Origin of the sequence: Mycobacterium sp. 1245499.0, assembly GCF_001673615.1 — a bacterium.
In the GTDB taxonomy this organism is placed as follows: Bacteria; Actinomycetota; Actinomycetes; order Mycobacteriales; family Mycobacteriaceae; genus Mycobacterium; species Mycobacterium europaeum_A.
The window spans coordinates 1-11,150 of sequence record NZ_LZMG01000424.1 but is presented as its reverse complement, the minus strand read 5'-3'; the positions used below and the strand labels follow the sequence as shown (position 1 = coordinate 11,150).

Here is an 11,150-nt window from a genome sequence, read left to right as displayed (position 1 = left end):
CCGTCGACGATGCTGATTTAACGAATTCGCCCTGATCATTCAGTCGGGCGAGGACTTCCTTGCTGGTGACACCGAGTTCCTTAGCCAACTCGTGTACGCGGGCCTTACCTGCCACTACATCTCCTGTCTATGAGGCGACAGTCGTGGGGCCGCGCCTCGGGAATTAGCTGTAACGCATAGGAATGCGAATCATCGGGACTTCACGGTGTGCTCATGTTCTTTGCTACCTGTTCTGTTGCCGGGTAGATCGGGCGCATTTAGAGACTCCCAGGAACTCTACGTGCTCGACCACCGCGGATGTATCCGGTGAACCGGTGATGCGCAGCGCTCTGGTGAAAGCCCGCCGCCGGATTGCCTGTTGCGCGCACTGCGGCCCGGGATGCAGCCATGCACCCCGCCCCGGCAGGCTCTTGCCTGTGTCAACGATCACGGCGAATTCGCCGTTCCCGGTCGGCACAGCCACCACTCGAAGCAACTCGACGGCCAGCTCTCGCTTCCGGCACCCGACGCACGTCCGTACGGGTCCACCCGCATGACGGTGCGACGTGATTTCGGGAGCCGAAAGTTCGCGCTGGATCACGGCTCAGTCTAGCGTCACCGGATCGAAGCTCAGAACCGCCCGAGCATGCGCCGGCGCGACCCGGCCGGCCCGCTAGCGGTCGCGGGCCATTCCGTGGGTGGCGCCGTGTTCGGACTGGCTCTCCGGATGCCCGCCCGCCCCGGCGGGCGAGTCGCCGCGGATGTCGATGCGCCACCCGGTGAGCCGGGCGGCCAGGCGCGCGTTCTGGCCTTCCTTGCCGATGGCTAAGGACAACTGGAAGTCGGGCACCACCACCCGGGCGGCGCGGGCGGCCTGGTCGATGATCGACACCGACACCACCTTCGCCGGCGACAGCGCATTGGCGACGAAGCGGGCGGGGTCCTCGTCGTAGTCGATGATGTCGATCTTCTCGCCGGAGAGCTCGCTCATCACGTTGCGGACCCGCTGCCCCATCGGACCGATGCAGGCGCCCTTGGCGTTCAGGCCGGGCAGGTTGGACTTCACCGCGATCTTGGACCGATGGCCGGCCTCTCGCGCCACCGCCACGATCTCGACGGACTCGTCGGCGATCTCGGGGACCTCCAGCGAGAACAACTTGCGGACCAGGTTGGGGTGGGTCCGCGACAGCGTGATCAGCGGCTCGCGGGCCCCGCGGGTCACCCCGATGACGTAGCACCGCACCCGGTTGCCGTGTTCGTAGCTTTCCCCGGGGACCTGCTCGGCCGCCGGGATCACGCCCTCGGAGGCCTTCGTCTCGGTGCCCATCCGGACCACCACCAGGCCACGCGCGTTGGCCCGGCTGTCGCGCTGGATGACGCCGGCGACGATCTCGCCCTCGCGGGTGGAGAACTCGCCGTAAGTCCGCTCGTTTTCGGCGTCCCGGAACCGCTGCAGCATGACCTGACGGGCGGTGGTGGCGGCGATGCGGCCGAAACCCTCGGGGGTGTCGTCCCATTCGCTGATGACGTTGTCGTCTTCGTCGGTCTCCCGGGCCATCACCTTCACGACACCGGTCTTGCGGTCGATCTCGATCCGCGCGTCGTTCTGGTGGCCTTCGGTGTGCCGGTAGGCGGTGAGCAGCGCCGATTTGATCGTCTCGAGCAGCTCGTTGACCGAGATGCCGCGGTCCACCTCGATGGCATGCAGCGCGGCCATGTCGATGTTCATAGGCGCCGCTCCTCCGTCCTTTGGGCCTGACCCGTGGTCGCCAGTTCCAGCTCCGCTTGGTTAGGGGGCGAAAACTCCACTTGGACAACAGCTTTGACGATGTCGGCGAGGGGGATCTGGCGCACCGCCAGATCCCGGCCCGCGCGCACCACCAGTGCGACCGCGCCATCGCCCGTCTCGCCGACCCGGCCGGTCAGCGTCGATCCGTCCGACAGGACGACGTCGACCTTGCGGCCGCGCGCCCGGCGGAAGTGCTTCGCGCTGGTCAGCGGGCGGTCCACGCCGGGCGAGGAGACCTCGAGCACGTACTGGTCGCCGATGGTGTCCAGGCCGTCGAGCAGTGCCGATGCCGAGCGGGACAACGTGGCCGCCGTGTCCAGATCGAGGCCGTTGTCGCCGTCGGCGATCACCATGATTCGCGGGGGGCGGGTCCGGGCGTCGATGACCACGTCTTCGATCTCGAATCCGGCGCGCGCAAACTCTCCACCGAGTAGCTCGATCACCTGCGTCTGCGACGGTAGCCCGGTGGTCACGGCGAGCTCCTCATCTTGAGTTGTCCGGTCATCTGGCGGATGTCGGCGCCCCGATGGCTTCGCAGGCGGCTTCCGGTGTCCCGGCGGAGGAACGCCCGTTGCTGACCGTTGCTGTCGGCGGCCGCCCTCTGCGAGAACCAGCTATCCACGATACGCCAGGAATCGCGGTTGACGGCGTGATCGCGTCCTGGCATCTTGCCCGGCTGCGCGCCGATGGCAGGATGTCTTTGTGCCTAGCGCAGTTCCGTTCGTCAACAGGCGAGATGTGCTCGCCGGTGGTGCGGCTTTGGCTGCGCTCGGGGCGGTGGTGTCCGCCTGCGGCAAGTCCGCGCCCAAACCGCCGCCGGTCGAGCAATTGCTGGGGCCGCTGGATCAGGCCCGGCACGACAGCGCGCTGGCGGGTGCCGCCGCAGCGGCCATCGGGAACCCGCCTCAGGTCGCCGCCGCGTTGACCGTGGTGGCGAGCCAGCGCGCCGCGCATGCCCGCGCGCTGTCCGCGGAGATCTCGCGCGCGGCCGGCAAGCTCGCCACCTCCCCCACGAGCGAGACGCCCAACCCGGGCCAGGCCCAGCCGGCCGGCCCGCCACCGCCTCCGCCGCCGGTGTCCGACGTCATCAACGCGCTGCGGGCCTCGGCCGACAGCGCCACCCGCCTGGTGGGCACCGAGTCGGGCTATCGGGCCGGGTTGCTGGCCTCGATCGCCGCCTCCTGCACTGCCTCGTACACGGTCGCGCTCGTGCCCGGGGGGCCGTCGATATGACCTCCGGCAAGGATGCCGACAACACGGCGCTGTGCGACGCGCTGGCCATCGAGCACTCGACGATCTACGGCTACGGCATCGTCTCGGCGCTGTCCCCGCCCAGCGTGAACGACATGGTCGTAGAGGCCCTCGCGCAGCACCGCCAGCGCCGTGACGACGTCATCGCGATGCTCAATGCCCGCAAGGTGACCGTTCCCGTCGCCGCGGCGGGCTACCAGCTGCCGCTGGTGGTCGGCGGCCCGGCCGACGCCGCGCGCCTGGCCGCGCGGATGGAGAACGACGGCGCGGGGGCGTGGCGCGTCGTCGCCGAGCACGCCGAGAGCGGCGCCGACCGCGCGTTCGCCGCGACGGCCCTGGTGCAGAGCGCGGTCATGGGCGCCCGGTGGAGCCGCGTGCTAGGCGCCTGGCCCATCACGACGAGCTTCCCCGGGGGCAACGACTAACCGCTGTTCGGCGAGCAGGCCGCCGCGATGTCGGCGGCCAGTGACGGCCCGGTGGCCAGTTCGCGGGTTTCGCCGCCGAAGCGGTCGCGCAGCTCCACCACCCCGTCCGCCCAGCCCCGGCCCACCACGACGATCCAGGGGACGCCGAGCAGTTCGGCGTCCTTGAACTTCACGCCGGGTGAGGCCTGGCGGTCGTCGAGCAGCACTTCGACGCCCAACCGGTCCAGCTCGTCGGCCAGGTTGGTGGCGCCGGTACGCGCCTCCGCGTCCTTGTTGGCGATCACCAGATGCACGTCGAACGGGGCGACCGCCGACGGCCAGCGCAGGCCCAGTTCGTCGTGGTGCTGCTCGGCGATGACGGCCACCATCCGTGACACCCCGAGCCCGTAGGAGCCCATGGTCAGCCGGACCGGCTTGCCGTCCTCACCGAGCACGTCGGCGGTGAAGGCGTCGGTGTATTTGCGGCCGAGCTGGAAGATGTGCGCCACCTCGATGCCACGCGCCGAGACCAGCGGACCCGCTCCGTCCGGTGAGGGGTCGCCGTCGCGCACCTCGGCGGCCTCGATGGTGCCGTCGGCGGTGAAGTCCCGGCCGGCGACCAGCCCGACGACGTGCCGCCCGGGCGCGTCGGCCCCGGTGATCCAGCTGGTGCCGTCCACCACCCGCGGGTCGACCAGGTAGCGAACACCGTTGTCCTGCAAGCCTTTCGGGCCGATGTATCCCTTCACCAGAAAGGGATACTTGGCGAAGTCGGCGTCGTCGAGCAACGCGTATTCGGCCGGTTCCAGCGCCGCGCCCAGCCGTTTGTCGTCGACCTCGCGGTCACCCGGCACCCCGATGGCCAGCAGCTCCCACTCCCCGCCGGGCTGACGCACCTTGAGCAGCACGTTCTTCAACGTGTCGGCCGCGGTGACGGCGCGGCCCAGGTCCGCCCGGTTGGCCCAGTCCACCAGCGTGGCGATGGTCGGGGTGTCGCCCGTGTCGTGCACCACCGCCTCGGGCAGCCCGTCGATCGGCTGCGCCTCCGGGCGCGCGGTGATGACGGCCTCGACGTTGGCCGCGTAGCCGGATTCCAGGCACCGCACGAAGGTGTCCTCCCCGACGGCGCTTTCGGCCAGAAACTCCTCCGACGCGCTGCCGCCCATGGCCCCCGATACCGCGGAGACGATGACGTAGCGCACCTGAAGGCGCGCGAAGATGCGCTGATAGGCCTCCCGGTGCGCGTGATAGGCGGCCTTGAGTCCGGCGTCGTCGATGTCGAACGAATAGGAGTCCTTCATCACGAACTCCCGGACCCGCAGGATGCCGGCCCGCGGCCGCGCCTCGTCGCGATACTTGTTCTGGATCTGATAGAGCAGGACCGGAAAGTCTTTGTAGGAGCTGTATTCACCTTTGACGGTCAGGGTGAACAGCTCTTCGTGGGTGGGGCCCAGCAGGAAGTCATTGCCGCGGCGATCCTGCAGCCGAAACACCGAGTCGCCGTACTCCGTCCACCGGTTCGTCGTCTCGTACGGCGCGCGTGGCAGCAGCGCGGGAAACAGTATCTCTTGTCCGCCAATGGCATTCATCTCGTCACGGACGATGCGCTCGATGCGGCGCAGCACCCGTAATCCGAGCGGCAACCAGCTGTACAGGCCGGGCGCGACGGGCCGGATGTAGCCGGCCCGGATCAGCAGCTTGTGGCTGGCGACTTCGGCGTCGGCGGGATCGTCGCGCAAGGTGCGCAAAAACAACTGGGACATCCGGGTGATCACAGCGGGCTAGCCTAGCGGGGATCACAAGCGCGGCGAAGCCGGGCGCAGTGGGTCACGGCCATTGGGCCTAGCGGTGATCACAAGCGCGGCGAAGCCGGGCGCAGTGGGTCACCGCCATCGGGCCTAGCGGTGACTGCGAACCCGCCTGCGGTGAGCTACAGCTCCCCGGCGTCCATCGCTTCCTTGACCTCTTGCGCGTGCGCAACCTGGTCGGGGGTGTAGCCGATCAACAGTGCCGCGCCGCCGACGATGACGGCCACCCCGGCCAGCCAGAGCAGCCCGTAGGTGTAGCCGTTGTCCAGCGCGGCCAACTGCGCATCGTTCATGAACTTGACCGGGCCGGTGGTGCCGCCCATATACAGCGTCCGCGAGGTGATCACCGCCTGCACGACGGCCAGCACCAGCGGCCCACCCAGGCTCTGCAGCATCAGCGTGACGGCCGATACCGGTCCGATCTGATCGAAGCCCACACCGGCGATGGCCGACAGCGTGAGGGGAACGACGGCCATGCCGATGCCGATGCCGCCGACCACGATGGGCAGCACCAGGTTGGGGAAGTAAGCAGCCCCGCGGTGCATGAACGCCCAGCCGAACAACATCGCCCAGAACAGCAGGATCCCGCCGCCGATGGTCAGCACCCGCGGGGAGAACCGGGACACCAGCTGCGAGGAGACGCCGAGGCCGATGCCCATCGCGATGACGAACGGGATGAAGCCGACGCCCGCGCGCAGCGCGCTGTAACCGAGGATGTCCTGGACGTACAGGCCGATGCACACGGTCAGGCTGAACATCAGCCCGCCGGCCAGGAAGATGGCGGTGAAGGTGACCAGCCGGTTGCGATCACGGAACAGGCCGAACGGAACGACGGGGTTCTCGGCGGTGCGCTCCACGATGACGAAGGCCAGCGCGGCACCCAGCGCCACCACGCCCGAGCCGATGGTGGTGATCGACATCCAGCCCTTTTCCGGCCCCATCGAAAAGGCGAATACGGCCGCGGTGCAGGCCAAGGTGGCCAGTATGGCCCCGGTGGCGTCGAGCTTCATCCGCTCGCGGTTGGTCTCCCGCAGTGCGGTGCGGGCCAGGTACATCATCACCAAGCCGATCGGCACGTTCACCAGGAACGCCAGCCGCCAGGACACCTCGGTAAGCGCCCCGCCGACGACCAGGCCCATCACCGAGCCGACCGCCGTCATCGCGGCGAACACCGCGGTCGCGAAGTTACGGGCCGGCCCCTTGGGGAAGGTGGTGGCCACCAGCGCCAGGCCGGTCGGTGAGGCGATGGCGGAACCGACGCCCTGCGACAGTCGCGCGATGACCATGGTCGCCTCGTCCCAGGCGACCGCGCACAGCACGGAGGAGATGGTGAACAGCGCGACACCGACGATGAAGGTTCGCTTGCGCCCGATGGTGTCGCCGAGACGACCGCCGAGCAGCATCAGCCCGCCGAACGTCAGCACGTAGGCGGTGATCACCCAGCTGCGGCCGGCGTCGGACAGGCTCAGCTCGTTTTGGATCTTGGGGAGCGCGACGATGGCGACGGTGCTGTCCATGGTCGCGAGGAGTTGCATGCCGCCGATGGCGATGACGGCCGCGATGAAGCGCCGCGAGGGCAGCCACGCCGGATAATACTTGCTGATGCGCGTTGAGGCGGTCTCCGCCGGGGCTTTCGCGGTGGTCTCCGCCGCGCGCACCGGGGCCGGACGATCGGGGCGCGCCGAGGCAAGATTCTGCACCGCGCGCTCTGCATCGTTGAGAGCCGTCATAAAGGGTTACCTTACAGTAATCTTAAGAACCGTTTAAAGCCCGAAAGCCGCCACAGCGCCGATCACGATGATCGCCGGAGGTCGGATACCGTCGGCGCGGATCTTTTCGGGCGTGTCGGCGAGGGTAGCCCGCAAAGTGTGTTGAGCGGCGGTCGTTCCATGCTGAACGACCAACACCGGAGTATCCGCAGGTCGGCCGCCTTTGAGGAGCGCCTCGGCGAAAAGTTCGATGCGCTCGACGGCCATCAGCAAAACAATGGTGCCGGACATTGCGGCCAGCGCATCCCAATTCACTAACGATTCGGGATGACCGGGTGGGAGATGCCCGCTGACCACCACGAACTCGTGATTTATCGCCCGATGAGTGACCGGGACGCCCGCTAAAGCGGGCACTCCTATGGCGCTCGTCACACCCGGCACCACGGTCACCGAAATCCCGGCCTCGGCGCACGCCAGCACCTCTTCGTAGCCGCGGGCGAACACGAAGGGGTCCCCGCCCTTCAGGCGAACTACGAAGCTGCCGGCGCGGGCGCGCTCGATCATCACGTCGTTGATCGCATCCTGGGCCATCGCCCGCCCATACGGGATCTTGGCGGCGTCGATGACTTCGACGTGCGGGGGCAGTTCCGCGAGCAGTTCCGGTGGCGCCAGCCGGTCGGCGACCACGACGTCGGCCTGGGCCAGCAGGCGGCGGCCGCGCACGGTGATGAGTTCGGGGTCGCCGGGCCCGCCGCCGACCAGCGCGACGCCGCCCTTGACGACGTCGGAGCCCACCGGGCTCTCGGGCGTGATGAGCCCGGTCTGCAGCGCCTCGCGGATGGCCGAGCGGATCGCCGCCGACCGGCGGTGCTCGCCCCCGGCCAGCACGCCGACCGACAGCCCCGCGTAGTCGAAAGATGCTGGGGTGACGGCGGTCCCCTCAACGGCGACGTCGGCGCGAACGCAGAAGATGCGGCGCCGTTCGGCCTCGGCGACCACGGCCTCGTTCACGCGCGGGTCGTCGGTGGCCGCGATCGCATACCAGGCTCCGTCGAGGTCGCCGTCGCGGTATTCGCGCAGTGCCAGTGTGATTCCCGTCATCGCCTCGACCGATCGGGTGGCGCTGCGGGAGATGACGTGGACGTCGGCGCCGCTGGAGATGAGCAAGGGTAACCGGCGCTGGGCAACGGTGCCGCCGCCGACCACGACGACCTTCTTGCCGGTCAGCCGCAGCCCAACAAGGTAGGCGCTCTCGGTCACCCGGCAAGCCTAGTGGCGATCGCTAGCGCGGCGGAGCCGGGCGCCGCGGGTCGCCACCATCGATCTAGTGGCGATCGCTAGCGCGGCGAAGCCGGGCGCCGCGGGTCGCCACCATCGATCTAGTGGCGATCGCCAGCGCGGCGAAGCCGGGAGTCAGCGTGTGCCACGAAGCGCGCCACCGCCTCCGGCGCGGCCGCCGGGTGGGTGTGCAGATAAGACGCATGCACCCCGGCGTGCACGGCGCCGTCACGCACGGCGGCGCTCCCCTGGGCGGCTCCGTCGACCCGGTACATCCAGGCCGGCTGATAATTGCCGGTGAATGTGACTGTGGTGCGGTGAAATTCGTGCCCTACCGCCCGCTGGCCCGCGGCGTGCAACGACGAATCCGCCACGGCGACGGCATCGCGATACGCCAAGGTCAGCTGCGACGTGAATTGCGCCCGCCCGGCCAGCACATCACACATCGGATGGCCGTCGAGGTCGGAGACCAGGTAAATCAGCCCCGCGCACTCTGCGTGTATCGGCGCCCCCGCGGCGGCCAGCTCCTTGATCTGCCGGCGGACGACGTCGTTGGCCGAGAGCTCCGCGGTGAACTGTTCGGGAAAACCGCCGGGCAGCAACACCGCATCGGCGCCGTTGGGCAACGCGTCGACGAGCGGATCGAATTCGACCACTTCGGCGCCGGCGGCGGCCAGCAGTTCCCGGTGTTCTGCGTAGCCGAAACTGAATGCCTTGCCCGCCGCCATGGCGACAGTGGCACGCCCGGCGGGCGTCTCCCCGACCACCGCCGCCGGATCCCAGGGCGGTTGCGCGACCCGGCTTGCGGCGGCGGCAACGACCGCCGCCAGGTCGACGTGGCGCGCGACCAAATCGGTCATCGCCTCCACCGCCAGCCGCGCCCGCTGCCCGTACTCCACCGCGGTGACAAGTCCCAAATACCTTGTGGGCAGCTCCAATTCGGCCACCCGAGGAATGGCGCCGAGCACCGGGACGCCGGCGTGCTCGCAGGCCTGCCGCAACACCTGCTCGTGCCGGGCCGATCCGACCCGGTTCAGGATCATTCCGGCCACGCGGGTACCGGTGTCAAAGGTGGAAAAGCCATGCAGCAGCGCGGCGACGCTCTGGCTCTGCCCGCGCGCATCGACGACCAGAACGACGGGCGCACCCAGCAGGCCTGCCACGTGGGCCGTCGAGCCCGCCGCGGGAGTGGTTGCAGCGGGCCCGATCCGGCCGTCGAACAGCCCCATCACCCCTTCGACCACGGCGATGTCCGCGCCACGCGCGCCGTGGGCGTACAGCGGGCCGATCAGACCCTCCCCCACCAGCACCGGGTCGAGGTTGCGGCCGGGGCGGCCGGCGGCGAGGCCGTGATAGCCGGGATCGATGAAGTCCGGGCCCACCTTGAACGGCGCCACCGCGTGGCCCGCCTGCCGCAAGGCACCGATCAAACCCGTTGCCAGCGTGGTCTTTCCGCTGCCCGAGGCTGGGGCGGCGATGACCACCGCGGGAACACTCACCACTCGATGCCCTTCTGCCCCTTGCGTCCTACGTCCATCGGATGCTTGACCTTCGCCATCTCGGTCACCAGGTCGGCCGCGTCGATCAGGCTTTGCGGTGCGTCACGTCCGGTGACGACCACGTGCTGATGACCGGGTCGCGCCGCCAGCGCCCGCACCACCTCGTCGACGTCCACCCAACCCCACTTCAGCGGATAGGTGAACTCGTCCAGCACGTAGAAGTCGTGGCGCTGATCGACCAGCCGGCGCGCGATCTCCGCCCAGCCGTCGGCCGCGGCCGCCGCGTGATCGACGTCGCTGCCCGCCTTGCGGGTCCAGGACCAGCCCGCGCCCATCTTGTGCCATTCCACACGACCACCGATCCCGTGCTGGTCGTGCAGTTGGCCCAGCTGACCGAAGACCGCCTCCTCGCCCACCTTCCACTTGGCGCTTTTGACGAACTGAAACACCGCGACCGACAGGCCGGCGTTCCAGGCCCGCAACGCCATTCCGAATGCGGCCGTGGACTTTCCCTTGCCGGCGCCGGTGTGCACCGCCAGCACGGGCGTGTGGCGCCGCGCCCGCGTGGTCAGGCCGTCATCGGGAACCTGCAATGGAACACCCTGTGGCATAAGCGCTTAACCCTTTCGCTCAGGCCGCGTCGCGCACCGCGCGCGTCAGGGAATCGGCGTGCAGCTGCTCCAGCCGGATCGCCGGCGCGCCCAGCTGGCGGGCCAGTTGCCCGGCCAGGCCCAGCCGCACAAAGGACGTCTCGCAGTCGACCACCACGGCGGCCACGCCCTCGGCGACCAGCCTCGCCGCCGCGATCCGGGTGCGGCCCAACGGATCCGGCCCGGCGGTGGCCCGGCCGTCGGTCAGCACCACCACCAGGGGACGCCGCGCCCGGTCGCGGGCCTTCTCCCGCACGATGAGCTCGCGCGCGGCCAGCAGGCCCTCGGCCAGCGGGGTCTTGCCGCCGGTGTCGAACCGCGCCAGTCGCCGCCCGGCGATGTGCGCCGACGAGGTCGGCGGCAACAGCAGCCGCGCCTCCTGGTGGCGGAACGTGATCACGGCGACCTTGTCGCGCCGCTGATACGCGTCGCGCAGCAGCGACAGCGTGGCGCCGCCGACCGCGGCCATGCGATCGCGGGCGGCCATCGAACCCGACGCGTCCACGACGAAGATCACCAGATTGCCTTCGCGGCCCTCGCGCACGGCGCGGCGCAGATCGTCGGGCTGGGGCCGCAACGGCCCGGCACCGGCGCGCTCGGCGGCGGACAGGAGGGTGGCGAACAGGTGCAGTCCGTGGCCGCCGCAGCTCGCGTCATCGGCGTCGGTGGCGGCGATGACGCTGCCGCTGGCGTTGCGGGCCCGGGACCGCCGCCCGGGCGCGCCCTCGCCGACACCGGGAACCCGCAGCGCGCGGGTGGGAAAGGTTTTCGACGGCGGCGCAC

General features: G+C 69.6%; 12 protein-coding genes. 2 read left to right on the top strand and 10 right to left on the bottom strand.

Features of this window, described 5'->3' with window-relative positions:
* The 4 genes from A5646_RS30525 to rimP all read right to left on the bottom strand — a co-directional run.
* On the bottom strand, positions 1–115 hold a 115-nt coding region (locus tag A5646_RS30525; RefSeq protein ID WP_156765723.1), incomplete at its 3' end, for a translation initiation factor IF-2 N-terminal domain-containing protein.
* A gap of 108 nt (positions 116–223) precedes the next feature.
* The gene (locus A5646_RS28625; RefSeq protein ID WP_231998480.1) at positions 224–457 is read right to left on the bottom strand and encodes a YlxR family protein; all 234 of its coding nucleotides are present in this window, start codon (positions 455–457) and stop codon (positions 224–226) included.
* Between the two features lie 195 nt (positions 458–652).
* A complete protein-coding gene (gene nusA, locus A5646_RS26325; RefSeq protein WP_066866986.1) occupies positions 653–1,708 on the bottom strand; it encodes a transcription termination factor NusA in 1,056 nt (351 codons plus the stop codon).
* A complete protein-coding gene (gene rimP / locus A5646_RS26320; RefSeq protein WP_066876211.1) occupies positions 1,705–2,241 on the bottom strand; it encodes a ribosome maturation factor RimP in 537 nt (178 codons plus the stop codon). The genes nusA and rimP overlap by 4 nt, the downstream gene beginning before the upstream one ends.
* 229 nt (positions 2,242–2,470) lie before the next feature.
* Here rimP and A5646_RS26310 point away from each other — a divergent pair, with 229 nt between their 5' ends.
* Both A5646_RS26310 and A5646_RS26305 read left to right on the top strand, forming a co-directional pair.
* Complete coding sequence (locus tag A5646_RS26310; protein WP_066866980.1) at positions 2,471–3,001, top strand: hypothetical protein; 531 nt, start codon at positions 2,471–2,473, stop codon at positions 2,999–3,001.
* Positions 2,998–3,444, top strand: coding sequence for a ferritin-like domain-containing protein (locus A5646_RS26305; protein WP_066866978.1), 447 nt, complete (start codon positions 2,998–3,000; stop codon positions 3,442–3,444). Before A5646_RS26310 ends, A5646_RS26305 begins: the two co-directional genes overlap by 4 nt.
* Here the strand turns inward: A5646_RS26305 and A5646_RS26300 are convergent.
* From A5646_RS26300 to A5646_RS26275, 6 genes are all read right to left on the bottom strand, one after another.
* On the bottom strand, positions 3,441–5,198 hold the full coding sequence (locus A5646_RS26300) for a proline--tRNA ligase (RefSeq protein ID WP_067025390.1): 1,758 nt from the start codon (positions 5,196–5,198) through the stop codon (positions 3,441–3,443). The genes A5646_RS26305 and A5646_RS26300 overlap by 4 nt on opposite strands.
* Positions 5,199–5,353: 155 nt before the next feature.
* Positions 5,354–6,961 (bottom strand): MFS transporter, encoded by a 1,608-nt coding sequence (locus tag A5646_RS26295; protein ID WP_066866974.1) that lies wholly within the window; start codon positions 6,959–6,961, stop codon positions 5,354–5,356.
* A 33-nt stretch (positions 6,962–6,994) separates the two neighbouring features.
* Positions 6,995–8,200, bottom strand: a complete 1,206-nt coding sequence (gene cobA / locus A5646_RS26290; protein WP_066876216.1) for a uroporphyrinogen-III C-methyltransferase — start codon at positions 8,198–8,200, stop codon at positions 6,995–6,997.
* A gap of 119 nt (positions 8,201–8,319) precedes the next feature.
* Positions 8,320–9,717: a cobyrinate a,c-diamide synthase gene (locus tag A5646_RS26285; RefSeq protein WP_156765722.1), complete on the bottom strand. Its 1,398-nt coding sequence runs from the start codon at positions 9,715–9,717 to the stop codon at positions 8,320–8,322.
* Positions 9,714–10,328 (bottom strand): cob(I)yrinic acid a,c-diamide adenosyltransferase, encoded by a 615-nt coding sequence (gene cobO, locus A5646_RS26280; RefSeq protein WP_066876220.1) that lies wholly within the window; start codon positions 10,326–10,328, stop codon positions 9,714–9,716. The genes A5646_RS26285 and cobO overlap by 4 nt, the downstream gene beginning before the upstream one ends.
* Positions 10,329–10,347: 19 nt before the next feature.
* Positions 10,348–11,150, bottom strand: an 803-nt coding sequence (locus tag A5646_RS26275; RefSeq protein ID WP_156765721.1) for a VWA domain-containing protein, incomplete at its 5' end; no start/stop codon positions are given.

Bases quoted from the DNA above. Each gene is read 5' to 3' on its own strand.
- nusA (WP_066866986.1), bottom strand. From the start codon at position 1,708: ATGAACATCGACATGGCCGCGCTGCATGCCATCGAGGTGGACCGCGGC.
- A5646_RS26305 (WP_066866978.1), top strand. From the start codon at position 2,998: ATGACCTCCGGCAAGGATGCCGACAACACGGCGCTGTGCGACGCGCTG.
- A5646_RS26295 (WP_066866974.1), bottom strand. From the start codon at position 6,961: ATGACGGCTCTCAACGATGCAGAGCGCGCGGTGCAGAATCTTGCCTCG.
- cobO (WP_066876220.1), bottom strand. From the start codon at position 10,328: ATGCCACAGGGTGTTCCATTGCAGGTTCCCGATGACGGCCTGACCACG.